This window comes from Nocardia sp. NPDC004654, from assembly GCF_040609595.1.
Classification (GTDB): Bacteria; Actinomycetota; Actinomycetes; order Mycobacteriales; family Mycobacteriaceae; genus Nocardia.
Genome location: NZ_JBEXKI010000001.1, coordinates 258,692 through 275,026, shown reverse-complemented (window position 1 = coordinate 275,026; position 16,335 = coordinate 258,692). Strand labels below are relative to the sequence as shown.

Below are 16,335 nucleotides of genomic sequence, written 5' to 3'. Positions count from 1 at the left end.
GCATGTGGTGATCAGTGGCCGTGGCCTGGCTCGCCATGGCCGGTCTGCGCGTTGCCCGACGGTACCGAGAGCGTGAACTCGGCCGTGCGGACGACCCCTTCGTGCTGGAAGTCGAGGAACAGGCGGTAGTCGCCTGCCGTCGGCGCGGTCACGAAGAAGGTGACGCCGGGACCCGCCGTGGTGACGCCGTCGCCCGGGTGGCCTTCGGGGTGAACGTGTAGGTAGGCCAGGTCGGCGGCACGCAGCGCGACCAAGTGGCCGTAGGCGCCGAGGTAGGGCTGGAGGTCCGTGACGGGCTTGCCGCCCCTGCTCACCGAGAGCGTGACCTTCGAGGCCTGGCCGGGAATGACCGCACCATCCAGGGTAACGGTGTAGTCGCCCAGCGCCGTGGTGGTGGCGGGTGCGGGCAGTGGCCGCGGGTCGTAGGCGCCCGCGACGCGGAGGTCGGCGCCGAGCGTGCGGTTCGTGCCGCCCTCGGGGGTGAAGTCGGCGAACACGCGGTAATCACCCGCGCGGGTGAGGTCGAGCGGGACGCTCCAGGTTCCGTTGCCGTCCAGCGCCGGGTGCACGTGCTGGAAGGCGGTCATGTCACGGCGGACCACGATCAGGTGTAGGTCCTTGTCGTGGCTGCGGACGTAGCGGGTGACCGGTGCGCCCTGTCGATCCAGGATGCGGAAACGCAGCGTCGAGTTCGGCGCCGCGGTGGTCTGCGCGGTGTCCAGGCTCAGGGTGTAGCCGTCGGCGGTGGCCAGTAGGCCGCCGGGCAGCTCCTCGGCGCCGGGCCCGCTGTCGGTGGCGGGCCCGGTCCCGTGTGTGTCGTGTGCGGCGGGCTCGGTGGGTTCCGGGCCGATCGCGGCTCCGGTCGCGAGAGCGATGACGAAGACCGCCGCGAGTCCGAGGGTGAAGCCGGTGAACTTGGTGGTGGCGTTCATCGGGGCTCCCTTTCGTGTCAGGGCTGGAGATCAGTCGGCGAGTCGGAAGCCCGCCCGGTCGATCGCGTCGGCGATGGTGGCGCGATCGAGCTGGGCCGGTCCCGACACGGTCACCGTCGCGCCGTCCAGGTCGACGCTCACCTCGGTCACGCCGGGAAGGGCACCGACCTTGTCGCGAACCTTGCCGACGCAGCAGCCACAGGTCATGCCGGTGACGGCATAAGTGGCTGTGGCGGGTGCGGTGGTGCTCATGTCTGTCTCCTCGTTGCTTCGACGGCTTCCTCCGTCGGCGTTGTTTTTACCATACCCCCCTAGGGTACTTTGTCAATCGGTTGCGGCTGTGGGTTCCGCGGCGGGGGTTCGCATGGTCACCTCGCGGCGATGTCCGCTCCGGCGTACGTGAGCGCCGCCGCGCCTGAGAACGGAGCCGAGAAGACGCTGGTCAGCTCGGAGGTATCGGCGATTTGGTTGGCGTCGAACGCCGCGGCGACGGCCGTGATCGCGGCCGAGCCCGCCTGATGGGAGACGTGGACGATGCTCGAGGCGGGCCAGCCGTCATTCGGCTACTTTCGATAGAGAAATGGATTCGACGGTAGTCGTATGGTGGCTTTTCAAGATCGAATAGCGACCATTCGACTACCGTCGAATTTCGGGGCATTGCACTGGATGCCGAGGCTGGCAGAGGCCGCCCTCGAGCGACGCGGTTACCTCAATTCACCTGCGCTCCATGCAAATTCCGAGCGGTGGGCGAGGTGTCCACCTCGCTCGGGTCCGGATACGTTCCGAAAATGCGGTCCGCGGTGCCGGAACTCGTGACGGTGAACCAGAAGTGCTCGTTCTTGTAGTGGTGGTGCCGGTGGTTGCGCCAAACGGCGCGGTACAGCGCCCTTTTCGGCTTGTAGTCGGTGTGGATGAGGTAGTGCGTCCACTCGTAGCCGAGGCCGAGCACCGTGATGGTCAGCAGGAACGTCAGGCCGAGGCCGAGGCGGGGGAATGCGAAGGCGGTGATCGCCAGCAACGCCACCATGACGAAGGCCAGTGAGCGGGTTGGGATGAAGATCAGCGGAATGTTGCGCGGATCGACGTGGTGCTGGCGGTGTTTGCGGGCCAGCTCGCTGTCCAAGGCGATCGGGCCGAGGCGCTTCGGCCGCCAGTGCAGCACTATGACGTGCACGACCCACTCGAACGCGGGAAACACCGCGAGCATCACCAGCGGCAGGACTGCGTCGCTGAGCTGCCAGTCGCCCACCAGGATTCGGGCGACCAGGGCGAGAACCAGTGCGGTGCCGATCATCCAGGGTGAGGGGTGGCGGAGGAACTCGTGGAAGGCGTCGCCGAGGGTGAGACCTCGGCGCAGCTGGGTTTTGGACATGGTGTCACCTCGGGTGTTGCGTGATCAGCGGCCGCCGAGGGCCTCGATCAGGGCGGTGGTCGCCGGTTCGAGCAGGGCCCGAGCCTTGTCGGCGGCCTTCTGCGGCCGGCCCGCCACGATGGCGGCGGCCAGTTCGCGGTAGCCCTCGGCATTGCCCACCTCGGCGGACATGACGGGGGCCAGCGCCGCGAGCGCGGGTTCGTAAGCGGTGCGCAGCATGTTGAACATCAGGCGGAACACGATCGAGTCGGCCGCGTCGACGACGTGATCCCAGAACTCCAGCGCATGCCGTTGCAGCGCGACCGGATCGGTCTCGACCGTGAGCGCCGCGACGACGCGCTCGAGATCGTCTCGCACCTGTTCGAACTCGGTGCTCGTCTCGGTGCTGGACTGGCTCGCGCCGCTTTGGTCCAACGCCCCCATCCGCGCGGCCGCCAACTCGGCGACCTTCGGCCCGTTGTGCATACGGACCTCGAGGATGCTGCGCGCGACAGCGGGTTCGAGCATGCCCTCCCGGATCAACAGCCGGGGTAGAACCTCCAGCCCGGCGCCGCGCCGATAGTCGAGCACGGTGGTCGCGTCGCCCTGCCGCACCGCGACGAGCCCCGCCGCGGCCAGGCGTTGCAGCGCCTCGCGCACCGCGGGCCGCGAGACGCCGAGCGCTTCCGCCAACTGCCGCTCGCTCGGCAAGGTCGACCCGGGCGCGAGTTCACCGCTGAGCACATCCGCGGCGATCTGCTCGAACACATCCGCCGATACCGACCTCTTGACCACAGGTTGCAACGCCATGCTTCTACTGTGCGCCTCGGTGGTCAGCTGGTCAAGTGGTCAGACCAATTTGGCGGCCTAGTTCGGAGACGGCATCACGGTCGGTACGCCGGATGGCAGGCGACGATCTGAGCCACGGATGCATCGGGCCGGACTCGAGACTGGGCCTAGCTCGGGTCGGACCCGCGAATGGCTGCTAGCCAGGTCGCGGTAGCCGCCGCGACACACAGCGCGCCGACAAAAGCGACAAGCCCCCCACCATCGACGTAGATCCACAGCAGCGCGGCGAAGGGCGCGGCAACGGCGGGTTGCACGTCGAACAGCAGGCGGCGAGTCACCCGGCTCGCGGCGAGCACGGGTGCGTCCGGATCGGGCCGACTCGGATTGTCGACGAGCCGCCCGGGCGGTTCCGTATCTCGCGCCCGCCCCGAGGGATACAGCCGCAAAGCCCCCGCACGAAGGACGCGCCCGTCGAACTCGGCCGAGCTCTCCGTGAAAGTCACCAGCGCCGGATCGAAGTACACCGGCAACCACCGTCGCGCACCAGCCGGACCGGTGACCTCCAACCACGATCGGCTCACCAACCGGTGCTGCTGCCGAACCCGAGCGACCCGAAGAACCTCGGGCAACCCGCAGGACAGCACCCCGAAGGCCACCAGAAGCCGAATCCCGGTGTAGCCCAGGATTCCCAGCGCCACCGTCGCCAACCCGGCCAACTGGTCCACCGTGGCGAACGGCGCCCACGCGGCACAGACCGCGAGGGCGCCGAGCGTCACGCCGATCGGATAGGCCAGCGGGTGGGCCGACCTCGAACTCACTTCAGGAAGCCGACTTTCGTGTAGTCCGGCGTCGCCAACCCGAACGCGCCGTAGTTGGCGAGGTTGTCGCGCACCGCGTAGGTGCCCGAAGCCTGGTTCAGCGGAACCGAATAACCCTCGGCGAAGATCATCTGATCGCACTGGTTCGCCAGCTCGATCGCCTTGTCCGGGTCCAGCTCCGCGATGGTCTTGTCGATGAGAGCGTTGAGCTCCGGCGAACCGATGCGGGCCTTGTTGCCCATCAGGTTGTTCGGGTCGTAGTAGTAGACCTGCTGCAACACGCCGAGCGGCAGCGCGCTACCGCCCCAACTGAACTGGGCGATGTCGAAGTTACCGGGATCGATCACGTCCTTGAACAGACCCGTGCCCGGCACGGTTTGGATGTTCAGCTTCACGCCGACCGCGGCCAGGTTCTGCTGCACGATCTGGGCGGTCTGAACCCAGGCGTCCTGCTGGTACATCACGTCGCGGAGCTCGAGCCTGCGGCCGTCCTTCTCGCGCACGTCGCCGTTGAGCTTCCAGCCGAGCTCGTCCAGCATCCGGGCCGCTTCGGCCGGGTCGTAGGAGATCGGCGCGGCGTTGTCCTGATAGCCCTTCTGGCCCGCCATGAAGATGTGGTTGTTCAGCGGCTTCGGATTCTCGACCACGCCGTTCTGCGACGCGGTCACGATGCCCTGCCGGTCGATGGCCTTGGAAATCGCGATCCGCAGCTGCGGGTCCTCGAGCAGCGAACCGGGCGCGCCGTTGAAGGTCAGGTGCGACCAGCTCGGCTCCGGCGCGCGCCGGATGACCACGTTCGCCGCGTTGCGCGCCGCCGTCACGTTCTCGATGCCAGCCATGTAGGCGATGTCGAGCTCGTTGTTCTGGATGGCGGGCAGCCAGGCGGTGTGGTCGAGCACGCTCAGGGTGACGGCGTCCAGCTTCGGGGTGTCGCCCCACCATTTCGGGTTGCGGCTCAGCGTGATTCGCTGCTGCGCGCGGTCGATGTCGCTGATCACGAACGGTCCCGCGCTGAGTGTCGGCCCGTCCCGGTTGGCGGTGTTGAACGCCTCGGGAGATCCGGTGACCGACTTCGGGTAGAGCGGGCCGAACTGGCCGCGCCATTCACCGTAGGGCTGGGCGAAGGTGACGATCGCCTGCCGGTCGTCGACGCCGCGCTCGACCTTCTCCACCCGGTCGAAGCCGCTCAGCGCCGCGACCAGGTACGCGTTGTCCCTTCCGCTCAGCGCGTTCGCTTGGGAGCGCAAGTCCTCCCAGGTGATCGGGCTGCCGTCGGACCACACGGCTTTCGGGTTGATGGTGTAGGTGACCTGCTGCGGGCTGGTGTTGGTGAGCTGCACGTCGGTGAAGAAGTTGTGATCCACCGAGAGCTCGCCCGCCGCGTTGCTGACGAACGGCGCGGGCATGGTCGGGCCCGCCACCGCCGCACCGTCCTGGGTGTTGCCGTCCACATGGAGCACATTGAAGTTCTCCGGGAACGAACTCAGCACCAACCGCAGGTTCCCGCCCTCGCGCAACTGGCTCGGGTCCACCGGGTTGATGTCGTTGGTGCTGCCGATCGTGCTGGTGCCGGGGGCGATCGCGCCGTTGTCGGAACAACCGGTGAGGATCAGGCCGAACGCGGCGAGTGGCACCGCCACCCTGGTGGTCAAGGAACGTAAGCGCATCGAGCTGGTCCTTCCGCGTCGGCCTGATCGTCACATCACTGTGTGAACCCGACCTTAGTTACGTCGGCGGAGGCCAAGCCGAACGCGCCGTAGTTGGCGAGGTTCGCGCGCACGGCGACGGTGCCGGGCGACTGCACGATCGGCACCGAGTGGCCCAGGTCGAAGATCATCTTGTCGGCCCGGTTGGCCAGCTCGATGGCCTTGTTCGGGTCGAGTTCGGAGATCGTCTCCTCGATCAGCGCGTTCAGTTCCGGGCTGCCGACGCGGCCCTTGTTGCTGAGCCGGTTGTTCGGATCGTAGGCGTAGATCTGCGGCAGCGCGCCGAGCGGCAGGATGCCGCCGGACCAGGTGAACTGGCAGATCTCGAAGTTGCCGGGGTCGATCACGTCGGTGAAAAGACCGTTGCCAGGGAAGGTTTGGATGGTCATCTTCACGCCGACGGCGGCCAGGTTCTGCTGCGCGATCTGCGCCATCTGCACCCAGGTGTCCTGCTGGTACATCACATTGCGCAGTTCCAGCCTTCGACCGTCCTTCTCGCGCACGTCGCCGTTGAGCTTCCAGCCCAGTTCGTCGAGGATCCGCGCGGCGCCCTCGGGGTCGTAGGCCACCGACTGAGCGTTGTCCTGGTAGCCCTTCTGGCCGTTGAGGTAGATGTGGTTGTTCAGCGGCTTCGGGTTGTCGACGATGCCGTTCTGCGTCGCGGTGGCGATGCCCTGCCGGTCGATGGCCTTGGCGATCGCGACCCGCAGCCGCGCGTCCTCGAGCAACGAGCCCGGCGCGCCGTTGAAGGTGAAGTGCGAGAACCGCGGCGCTGCGGCCCGGCGCACCTGGATGCCCGGCGAGTTGGTCGCGGTCTTCACCTCGTCGATGCCGGACACGGTCGCGTAGTCGAGTTCGTTGTTCTGCAGCGCCGAGATGCGCGCGGAGTAGTCGAGCACGCTGAAGGTGACGGTGTCGAGCTTCGGGGTGTCACCCCACCACTTCGGGTTGCGCTTCAGCACGATGCGCTGCTGGGCGCGGTCGATCGAGTCGATGAGGAACGGTCCCGACGAGATCGGCAGGCTGTTGCGCGCCCAGTTCTCGAAGGACTCCGGCGACTCGGTGGACGCCTTCGGATACAGCGGGTTGAACAGTCCCTGCCATTCGGCGTAGTGCTGGGCGAAGGTGACGATCGCCTGCCGGTCGTCGACGCCGCGCTCGACCTTCTCCACCCGGCTGTAGCCCTGCGTCGCGCGCACTTGATAGGCCGTGTCGCGTCCGTTCAGGGCGTTGACCTGCGAGCGCAGGTCCTCCCATGTGATCGGGGCGCCGTCGGACCAGACCGCTTTCGGGTTGATCGTGTAGGTGATCTGCTGCGGGTTGGTGTTGGTCAGCTCGATCTCGGTGAAGTAGTTCGAGTCGGTCGTCAGCTCGCCCGCCGCGTCCGAATTCACCGTGCCGGGCAGCGTCCAGCCGACCACCTCGGAGACGTCGCCCGAGGCGTCCACGTGCGAGGAGTTGAAGGTTTCCGGGAAGGCGGTCAGCGCCAAGCGCAGATTGCCGCCCTCGCGCAACTCGCTGCGGTCGCGGGGGTTGATGTCGTTGCTGGTGCCGATCGAACTCGAGCCGGACTGCACATCGGCTCCCGCGCCACAGCCCGCGAGCAGCAGCGCGAAGGCCAGCGCGGGCGCGGCTACCACTGGGCCGAGCCGACGACGAGAGTGTATTGCTGCGGTCATTTCACGAATCCGATCTTGGTGTAGTCGTAGGACGCCAGGCCGGGAGAGCCGAAGTTGGCCACCTCGGCTCGGACGCCCCAGCTGCCGTCCGACTGGGTGAGGGGCAGCGAGTGCCCCTCTTCGAACACTTTGCGATCCACCTCGTTGGCCAGCTCGATGGCCTTGGCGGGATCCAGCTCGCGGAGTGTGCGCTCGATGAGCGCGTTCAGCTCCGGCGATCCGATGCGACCGAAATTGCCCTGCAGGTCGTTCGGGTCGTAGTAGTAGATCTGCCGAATGCTGCTGAGCGGGAAGGCGTCACCCTGGAAGATGAACTGGGCGGCGTCGAAATCGCCCGGCTGGATGACGTCGGTGAAGTAGCCCGCGCCCGGTTTGGGGTCGATGACCAAGCCGACGCCGATCTGCGCCAGGTTCTGCTGGATGATCTGCGCGACCTGCACCCACAGCGCGTCGTTGTACATCACGTCGCGAATGATCAGCTTGCGGCCGTCCTTCTCGCGGACATCGCCGTTGAGTTTCCACCCGAGCGCGTCGAGTTCGCGCGCCGCCGCGGCGGGATCGTAGGGCAGGCTGTTGTCCTGGTAACCGCGCTGGCCCTGCAAGTAGATGTGGTTGTTCAGCGGCTTCGGGTTCTCCACCAGGCCGTTCTGGATGGCGGTCGCGATACCCTGGCGGTCGATCGCCTTCGAAATAGCCACTCGCACCGCCGGATCGGCGAGGATCGAGCCGGGCGCGCCGTTGAACGTGATGTGCCGCCAGCGATTGCCCGGCGCGCGGCGCACCACCAGGCCCTCGGCGCCACGGACGTTCTTCACGTCATCGATGGAATTGAGCAGCACCGCGTCGATCTCGTTGTTCTGCAACGCGGCGACCCAGGCGCTGCGGTCGAGCACGGAGTAGGTGATGGTGTCGAGCTTGGGCTGCTCGCCCCACCACTTCGGGTTGCGGCCCAACACGATCCGGCCCTGACCGCGATCGGTCGACTGCACCTGGAACGGACCCGCGGTCGGACCCATCGCGTCGACCAGGCTGTTGTTGAACGACTCCGGGTCCTGCGTCACCGACTTGGGGAACAGCGAGGCGTTGCCCGCGAACTGGCCGCGCCATTCGGCGTAGGGATGGTGGAAGGTGAGGATGGCCTGGCGATCGTCCACGCCGCGCTCGACCTTCTCCACGAACTCGAATCCGTTGGTGATCGCGATCAGGAAGCGCTTGTCCTTGCCGCTGAGCGCGTTCGCCTGGGAACGGATGTCCTCCCAGGTGATCGGTGTTCCGTCGGACCAGACAGCCTTCGGGTTGATCGTGTAGGTGACGTGCTGCGGGTCGGTGCCGGTCAGCGCGACATCGGTGAAGTAGTCGTGATTGACCGACAATTCGCCCGAAGCGTCGGTGTGGAACGCGCGCGGCATCATCGGGCGCTCGATGTCGGCGATCTCGCCCTCGTTGCCGTCGTTGGACAAGGTATTCCAGTTCGCCGGGAACGAGGTGGTGGCCAGCCGCAGATTACCGCCGTCGCGGATCTCCTCGCGCGGCTTGGGGTTGATGTCGCTCGTGGTGCCCAGCGCGTCGGACAGACCCGCCGCCGAGTCGTCGTCGGCCGTACCGCACCCGGCGGCGATCAACCCGACCGCCACCGCTCCCGCGACCCACCGCATACCGTTCGAACGGATCCGCATGCTGCCCTCCTGACTATCGGCTGACGACCGGCACGGGCACCGCGTCGATCAGCCTGCGGGTGTACTCGTGGCTCGGGTCGGCGAAAATCCGCTCGGCGGGCCCGGATTCGACGATCTTGCCGCGATACATCACCGCGATGTCGTGGGCCAGGTTGCGGACCACCGAGAGATCGTGCGAGACGAACAGATACGACAGGCCACGCTCGGTCTGCAGGTCGCGCAGCAGATTCAGCACACCGGCCTGGATCGAGACGTCCAGCGAGGACACCGGCTCGTCGAGGACGAGCAATTCCGGATCGAGCGCGAGGGCCCGAGCGATGCTGATGCGCTGCTTCTGGCCGCCGGAGAAGTCGGCGGGATAGCGGTCGGCGTGCTCGGGCCGCAGACCGACCTGCTCGAGCAGCTCCGGCACCCGGCGGGCGATCTCGGCGCGCGGGCGTCCGTCGATGCGCAGCGGTTCGGCAAGCGCGTCGAAGATCGGCAGGCGCGGGTCCAGCGAAGCGGTCGGATCCTGGAAGACGATCTGCATCGTGCGCCGGATCTCGCGCCGCTGGGCCTTGGTCAGGGTGGACACATCGCGGCCCATGATCTCGATGGTGCCCGACTGCGGCCGCACCAGGTCGAGAATCTGGGTGAGCGTGGTGGATTTTCCGGAACCCGACTCGCCGACCAGGGCCAGCGTGCGGCCGGCCCGCACCTCGAAGCTGATCCCGTCGACCGCGCGCACCTCGCCCTTGCGGCGCTGGAACACCACGCCCGAAGTGATCGGGAAGGTCTTGACCAGGTCGGTGACCCGGAGCACCACGCGAGACTCGGTCTCGACCTCGGCCTCCGGCTCCGCCATCTCGGAGCGGTACGCCTCGAACAGCCCCTGCGTGCCGACCTCCTCGGTGCGGATGCAGGCGGCGGCGTGGCCGGGGTCGGTCATCTCCAGCGGCGGTTCGGCGGCGCGGCAGTCGTCGATCGAGATCGGGCAGCGCGGCGCGAACGAGCAGCCGGGCGGCAGCGCGTGCATGGCGGGCGGCGCGCCGACGATCGGGATGAGTGGTCGGCGCGCCGGGCCGTCCATGCGCGGGATCGAGCCGAGCAGACCCACCGTGTACGGCATTCGCGGCGCGTTGAACAGCGCGCTCGCCGTGGCGGTTTCGACGATGCGGCCCGCGTACATCACCGCGACGCGGTCGGCGAGCGTCGCCGCGATGCCCATGTCGTGGGTGATCATGATGACGCCCGCGCCGGTGATGTCGCGCGCCTTGCGCAGCAGATTCAGGATCTGCTTCTGCACCGTGACGTCCAACGCGGTGGTCGGCTCGTCGCAGATGATCAGCGCCGGATCGTTGGCGATGGCCATCGCGATCACCACGCGCTGGCGCATGCCGCCGGAGAACTCGTGCGGGAACGCCTTGGCGCGCATCTTCGCGTCATCGATGCCGACCAGCTCCAGCAGCTCGACCGCCTTCTCGGCGGCCTCCTTCCGGTTCATCGCGCCGTGCGCGAGCAGCGCCTCGGCGATCTGATCGCCCACCCGGTACACCGGGGTCAGCGCGGAGAGCGGGTCCTGGAACACCATGCTGATCGAGCTGCCGCGCAATCGCGACAACTCCCGGTCGCCGAGGCCGAGCAACTCGCGACCGCGCAGCCGGATCGATCCGTTGATCCGCGCCTGCTCGGGCAGCAGACCCATCACCGCCAGCGACGACACCGACTTGCCCGAACCCGATTCGCCCACGATGGCGAGCACCTCGCCGTCGGCGACGCTGTAGTTCACCCCGCGCACGGCATCGATGCGGCCCTCCTCGCTGGGGAAGGAGACCCGCAGATCGGAGACTTCGAGCAGCGGTGCTGTGGAGTTGGCTGTCGCGGTCGAATCAACAGTCGCGGTCATGCCTCTGCCTTCTCCTTCTTGCGCGAGCGAGCCCGCTTGGCGCTCGGGTCGAACGCGTCGCGCAGGCCGTCACCGACCAGGTTCGCGCACAGCACGGTGACGATCAGCAGGCCACCGGAGAACATGAACAGCCAGGGGTAGGTCAGCGCGGACTTGGTGCCCGCCGCGATCAGCGAGCCGAGCGAGACGTCCGGCGGCTGCACGCCGAAACCCAGGAAGCTCAGGCCGGTTTCGGCCATGATCGCCGAACCGACGGTCAGCGTGGTGTCGATGATCAGGATCGACGCGATGTTCGGCACGATGTGGCTGACGATGACGGTGCGCGTCGGCGCGCCCATATACCGTGCGGCCTTGACGAATTCGCGGTCCCGCAGGCTCAGCGTCAGGCCGCGCACGATGCGCGCGCTGATCATCCAGCCGAACACCGCGAGCAGAACGATCAGCAGCGCGATCGAACCGCTGCCCTTCGTGCGCGGCGCGAACAGCGCGATGATGATGAAGCTGGGCACCACGAGCAGCAGGTCGACGAACCACATGATGGCTCGGTCGGTCCAGCCACCGAGCAGACCGGCCAGCGCGCCCGCGGTGGCCGCGATGGTGGTCGAGATGATCGCCACGCACAGGCCGATGACCAGCGATTTCTGCAATCCGCGCAGGGTCTGCGCGAGCACGTCCTGGCCGATCTGGGTGGTGCCGAAGGGATGCTCGGCGCTGGGCGGTTTCAGCAGCGCGGTGTAATCCATCTGCTGGTAGTCCCAGGGCAGGAAGGGCGGCAGCGCGAAGCTCGCGACGAACAGCAGCACCAGCACGGCGGCGCCGACGACCGCGGGCTTGTTGCGCAGGAAACGCCGCAGCACCAGCTTGCGCCGCCCGGCCGCGGCGACCTCGGGCGCGCCTTGGACGATGATCTCGGCTTCGGTCATGCCGTTCTCCCCCTGATGAGAACCCCGTGGTCAGGCAGGTTCATCCCACACGCACCCGTGGATCGAGAATCGCGTAGACGATGTCGGACAGCAGGCCCGACACCAGCACGACCAGACCGGCGAACGCCGTCACCGTCACCACCACGTACAGGTCCTGTGCGTTGATCGAATCGACGAGCCACTCGCCGACGCCGTGCCAGCCGAAGATCTTCTCGGTGAACGTCGCGCCGGTGATCAGGCCGCCGAGGCTGTAAGCGAACAGGGTGGCCATCGGGATGAGCGCGGTGCGCAGGCCGTGCTTGTACAGCGCCTTGTTCCTGGTCAGACCCTTGGCGCGGGCGGTGCGGATGAAATCGCTCTGCAGCACGTCGAGCATCGCGTTGCGTTGGTAGCGGCTGTATCCGGCCATGCCGCCGAGCGCGAGCGCCGCGGTGGGCAGTACCAGGTGCTGGAGTCGGTCGACCAGCTGCGGCCAGAAGCCCTCGATCGCGCTGGCCGAGGTCTCGCCGGTGTAGAGGAATATCTGCGATCCGGTCGCCGAATTGATCTCCAGCGCGCCGTATTTCAGCAGCGTGGCCAGCAGGAATATCGGTGTGCTGAGAATCAGCAGCGAGACGACCGTCGTGAAGTAATCGCTGAATTTGTATTGCCGAATCGCGCCCGCAGCGCCGATCAGCACACCGAGCACCGTGCCGACGAGGGAACCGATGATCAGCAGCCGCAGGCTCACCGCGACCCGGCGCGGCAATTCCTCGCTCACCGGCTGACCGGCGAGCGTGGTGCCGAAATCGCCGCTCGGGATGCCCTTCAGCCAGGTGATATAGCGTTCTGGAATCGGATCGTTCAGATGCAATTCCTCGGCTTTGGCGTCGATCACCGCCTGCGGAGGGCGGGGGTTGCGCTGTTCGAGACTGTCCAGCGGCCGAAATGTCAGCGACGCGAGGCTGAACGTCAAGAACGAAGCCAGCAGCAACAGCACGACATAATTGAGCGCGCGTCGTAGCAGGAAGCCGGTCATCAGTCCTCTGGTTCTCCAGCCGGCTCGGCCGGCATTCGAGTGTTAGCCCCTGATCATAAGGACGCCGCCGTCGACGCGCGTGCCATGCATCTTTCCGGCATGTCCGGCGAACCCGAGCCGACCGCGACCGCGCCGAGACGGTTTTCCGGCAGGATGGAAGAGGTGACACGCCTGCACCTGCCCAAACCGAAAATGGTTGCCACCGACGTGGACGGCACACTGATCGATCACGACGAACGCGTGACCGCGCGCACCAAGGCCGCGGTCGCCGCGCTGATCGCCGACGGTGTGCCGTTCGTGCTGGCCACCGGCAGGCCGCCGCGCTGGATCGACCCGGTAGTCGAAGGACTCGGCTTCGCGCCGCTGTGCGTCTGCGGCAACGGCGCGGTCATCTACGACAGCGCTTCGGACCGGGTGCTCGCGAGCCGTTCCCTGGACGTGGAAACGCTGAGCTGGATCGCCGACCTGGCCGAACGAGCGCTGCCCGGCTGTGGACTCGCCGCCGAACGCATCGGCGCAAGCGCGCACGACGCGGCGACGCCCCAGTTCGTCAGCTCCCCGGAGTACGAGCACGCCTGGTTGAATCCGGACGACACCGCCGTCGCCCGGCACGAGGTGATCGACACGCCCGCGATCAAGATGCTCATCCGGTTGCGCGGTGCGCTCAGCGGGGACATGCGCGCGGTGCTCGCGCCGCTCATCGGCGATCGCGCGGACATCACCTACTCCACCGACCACGGGCTGATCGAGTTGTCGGCGCCCGGCGTCACCAAGGCGTCCGGGCTGGCCACCGTCGCGCAGCGGCTTGGCGTGCAGCACTCGACGATCATCGCCTTCGGCGATATGCCCAACGACGTCCCGATGCTCGCGATGGCCGGGCACGGCGTCGCCATGGCCAACGCGCACCCGGAGGCGTTGGCCGCGGCCGACGAGGTGACCGCGACCAACGCCGAGGACGGCGTGGCGCAAGTACTCGAACGTTGGTGGGTCTGAGCGGGTTTCAGCTCCGGGTCGAGTGCTGTGACCGCAGGGACTAGTGCCCCGTTGGTGCGGGAGCGTCCGAGCCTTCGAGGTCCACGTCGGCCGCGGGAGCGGGTGCTGCGGGCAGCGAGGCCGGTGCCGGAGCGACCGCGCCCGCCTGAGCGGGGAGTGGAGCTGCGGCTGGGGCGGGAGCGGCAGGCAGCGGGGCGGCGACTTCATCGCCCCGGTTGCGGCGCATCTCCTGCTGATACGTCTCGTTGTAGGTCTTCCACACCGTCGTGATGATGCCGGTCAGCTGGTTCAGGATCAGTGAGCCGTACTGGAAGTCCGAGCGCAGGCCGTCCGGCACCGGGTAGGCGTTGGTGAGCGGCAGGCCGAGAATGCCCGAGTCGGCGCCGAGTTGCAGGAAGCGATCCAGGATCGCGCCCATCACCTCGATGACCTGACCGTCCGGAGCGGTGTAGACGTAGCCGTTGGCGAACCTGGCGTACTGCTGGCCCTGCGCGGCGGGCTGCGGCTCGGACAGCGCCTGGCCGAGCGGGCCGTCGGGACCGCCCTTCGCCGAGTAGTGCTTGGCGATGATGTTCTCGTTCACCATGCTCAGCAGCTTGGCCGTCAGCGCGGCGAGCGTCGCGAGATCGGACTGGGTGCGCGGCGGCGCCTGCGGACTCGGCCGACCCTGTGGCGCAGGCGAGCCGCCCGGCACGCCCGCGGCGATGTCGCGGATCCGGTCCATCAGCTCGTAGGCGGCGTCGCCGGGGCAGCTGGTGTTGCCGACGTCGCGGTGCGCGAACACGATCGGCAGGCGCACTGCCTCGCCCTCGGCGTACGGGGTGTACTCGGTGCCCTCGGAGTACATCGTGGTGTGGCCCTGGGGATCCAGGCCCGCGACCCGCGCCCGCCAGCCGACGAATTTGCCGACGGCGGTCACCGCTTGCTCGGACGGAATCTCCGACTCGTGATTGCCCATGAACGCCACGCCGGAGGTGTTCTCGTTGAACCCGCCCGCGTGCGCGCCCTGCACCGGGCGATCCAACCCGCCGTGGCGGCCTTCGAAGATCTGGCCGTACTTGTCGACGAGGGCGTTGTAGCCGATGTCGCACCAGCCGAGCGTCTGGGCGTGATAGGTGTAGATCGCGCGGACGATGCCCGCCGATTCGGCCTTGCTGTAGTCGTTGCGGCCCGCGGTGTGGTGCACGGTGACGCCGCCGAGACCATCGTCGTAGGTGGGTTCGTCGCAGCGGATGGATTCGTCCGCGCCCCACTGGGATCGGGTGATCACATTCGGTCCACCGCCCGGCAGCGCGGAGGCGACGTTGTTGAGCGCGCCGTCGATGGCGCCGCGACCGGGATCGATCAGGACCGCGGTGAGCGACGGCAATGCGAACTGGGCCGGATCGTTGTCGCGCGGTGCGGCGGCCGGGGTTGGTTGCAGCGGGCCGGATCCCGGTGCCGCACTGGAAGTTTGCGCGGTCGTAGCGACAGGTTTGCGGGTGACCAGAATCTGGACCGCGTTGGTGTTCCCGACGTAGATCGGCTCGGTGCCGACGGTGTCGTCGGCCGGTGCGTGGTCGTTGCGGCGGGTGTCGATGGGTTCGGACTCGTACCAGGGCCCCCACGTGCCGTTGGGTTGGCGCGCGCGGACCATCGCCCTGGTGTTCGCCAGATCCCGCGCGGTGAGCGCGACGACGCTGAACGGCGTCTCCCTGGACAGCTCCTTCACCTGCGCGCCCACCTGATCGAGCAACTCCGGCGGAAGCGCGCCGGGCGCCAGTGCGGGTGTGTCGGGGGTGGTGCCTTCCGGCAGGTCGGCCGGGTCGGCGATGAACTTCACGCCGGGCTGCGGTACCGGGCTCGGCGTCGCGGGCGCGGGGACGGACTGGCCGGGGACGGGCTGCGCGGGCGCCTGGACCGTTTGGCCAGGTATGGGCTGCGCCGGTGCCTCGACCGTCTGACGTGGGATGGCCTGCGCGGGCGCGGGGACGGACTGGCCCGGGATGGCCGGCGCGGGTGCCGGGACCGACTGACCGGGAATCGCCTGCGCGGGCGCCTGGGCGGTTGGGCCTGGCAGCGGTGCGACGGGCTGGGCTTGTGCCGGGAGGGATCCCTGCGCGGACTGACCGAGGATCGGTTGATTGGTGGTCGGCGCGGTGAATCCGGGAGGCACGGGTTTCGGCGCGGCGGGCAAGCCTTGATTGAGGCGGGGGAGCGGGATTTCCTTCGGCAGCTGCACACCGGGCGGCACCGGCAGGCCATCCGGTATCGGAATGGCGGGCGGGATCGGCAGCATCCGTAAATCGGATAGTCGCAGGTCGGGGAGGTCGAGGCCGGTCAGTTCGCGCAGCGGGAGGGTGATGTCGGGCGCCTGGGTGAGCATCACTTCCGCCAATTGCGCGGGCACTGCGGCCAGCTCGGCGTCGTTGGCCGTGCGGTAGTCGGTCGAATCGCCCTGTGCGAGCGTCGCGAGCGGCGCCGCTACCGCAAGTGTGGTCACCATCGGGAGCACGTAGGAGCGTTTCGGTTTGCGGTACGGCACGAGCATCTCCAATCAGGTCGAACCGGTGATCAGGTGCGGGA

14 protein-coding genes are annotated in these 16,335 nt (G+C 67.8%); 2 read left to right on the top strand and 12 right to left on the bottom strand.

Features of this window, described 5'->3' with window-relative positions:
* Window positions 1–11: 11 nt before the first annotated feature.
* Window positions 12–932 (bottom strand): hypothetical protein, encoded by a 921-nt coding sequence (locus ABZV58_RS01230; protein ID WP_354998180.1) that lies wholly within the window; start codon window positions 930–932, stop codon window positions 12–14.
* Window positions 933–962: 30 nt separating this feature from the next.
* Window positions 963–1,184, bottom strand: coding sequence for a heavy metal-associated domain-containing protein (locus ABZV58_RS01225; RefSeq protein WP_354998179.1), 222 nt, complete (start codon window positions 1,182–1,184; stop codon window positions 963–965).
* A 129-nt stretch (window positions 1,185–1,313) separates the two neighbouring features.
* Here ABZV58_RS01225 and ABZV58_RS01220 point away from each other — a divergent pair, with 129 nt between their 5' ends.
* On the top strand, window positions 1,314–1,451 hold the full coding sequence (locus tag ABZV58_RS01220; RefSeq protein ID WP_354998178.1) for a hypothetical protein: 138 nt from the start codon (window positions 1,314–1,316) through the stop codon (window positions 1,449–1,451).
* Between the two features lie 190 nt (window positions 1,452–1,641).
* Here the strand turns inward: ABZV58_RS01220 and ABZV58_RS01215 are convergent, their stop codons facing one another.
* The 9 genes from ABZV58_RS01215 to ABZV58_RS01175 all read right to left on the bottom strand — a co-directional run bounded on the left by ABZV58_RS01215 (window position 1,642) and on the right by ABZV58_RS01175 (window position 12,777).
* A complete protein-coding gene (locus ABZV58_RS01215) occupies window positions 1,642–2,304 on the bottom strand; it encodes a sterol desaturase family protein (protein ID WP_354998177.1) in 663 nt (220 codons plus the stop codon).
* 24 nt (window positions 2,305–2,328) lie between these two features.
* Window positions 2,329–3,093, bottom strand: a complete 765-nt coding sequence (locus ABZV58_RS01210; RefSeq protein WP_354998176.1) for a GntR family transcriptional regulator — start codon at window positions 3,091–3,093, stop codon at window positions 2,329–2,331.
* A 146-nt stretch (window positions 3,094–3,239) separates the two neighbouring features.
* On the bottom strand, window positions 3,240–3,890 hold the full coding sequence (locus tag ABZV58_RS01205; RefSeq protein ID WP_354998175.1) for a hypothetical protein: 651 nt from the start codon (window positions 3,888–3,890) through the stop codon (window positions 3,240–3,242).
* Window positions 3,887–5,557, bottom strand: coding sequence for an ABC transporter family substrate-binding protein (locus tag ABZV58_RS01200; protein WP_354998174.1), 1,671 nt, complete (start codon window positions 5,555–5,557; stop codon window positions 3,887–3,889). The genes ABZV58_RS01205 and ABZV58_RS01200 overlap by 4 nt, the downstream gene beginning before the upstream one ends.
* Before the next feature lie 35 nt (window positions 5,558–5,592).
* A complete protein-coding gene (locus ABZV58_RS01195) occupies window positions 5,593–7,275 on the bottom strand; it encodes an ABC transporter family substrate-binding protein (RefSeq protein ID WP_354998173.1) in 1,683 nt (560 codons plus the stop codon).
* The gene (locus tag ABZV58_RS01190; protein ID WP_354998172.1) at window positions 7,272–8,951 is read right to left on the bottom strand and encodes an ABC transporter family substrate-binding protein; all 1,680 of its coding nucleotides are present in this window, start codon (window positions 8,949–8,951) and stop codon (window positions 7,272–7,274) included. The genes ABZV58_RS01195 and ABZV58_RS01190 overlap by 4 nt, the downstream gene beginning before the upstream one ends.
* 13 nt (window positions 8,952–8,964) lie before the next feature.
* Window positions 8,965–10,836: an ABC transporter ATP-binding protein gene (locus tag ABZV58_RS01185; protein ID WP_354998171.1), complete on the bottom strand. Its 1,872-nt coding sequence runs from the start codon at window positions 10,834–10,836 to the stop codon at window positions 8,965–8,967.
* Entirely contained in the window at window positions 10,833–11,759 is a 927-nt protein-coding gene (locus ABZV58_RS01180; RefSeq protein WP_354998170.1) for an ABC transporter permease, read from the bottom strand. Before ABZV58_RS01180 ends, ABZV58_RS01185 begins: the two co-directional genes overlap by 4 nt.
* Before the next feature lie 40 nt (window positions 11,760–11,799).
* Window positions 11,800–12,777, bottom strand: a complete 978-nt coding sequence (locus ABZV58_RS01175) for an ABC transporter permease (RefSeq protein WP_141807929.1) — start codon at window positions 12,775–12,777, stop codon at window positions 11,800–11,802.
* 153 nt (window positions 12,778–12,930) lie between these two features.
* Between ABZV58_RS01175 and ABZV58_RS01170 the strand changes: the two genes are divergently transcribed.
* The gene (locus ABZV58_RS01170) at window positions 12,931–13,770 is read left to right on the top strand and encodes an HAD family hydrolase (RefSeq protein WP_354998991.1); all 840 of its coding nucleotides are present in this window, start codon (window positions 12,931–12,933) and stop codon (window positions 13,768–13,770) included.
* Between the two features lie 40 nt (window positions 13,771–13,810).
* On the opposite strand, the gene ABZV58_RS01165 is transcribed toward ABZV58_RS01170, so the two are convergent.
* Complete coding sequence (locus tag ABZV58_RS01165; protein WP_354998169.1) at window positions 13,811–16,255, bottom strand: N-acetylmuramoyl-L-alanine amidase; 2,445 nt, start codon at window positions 16,253–16,255, stop codon at window positions 13,811–13,813.
* Between the last annotated feature and the right edge of the window lie 80 nt (window positions 16,256–16,335).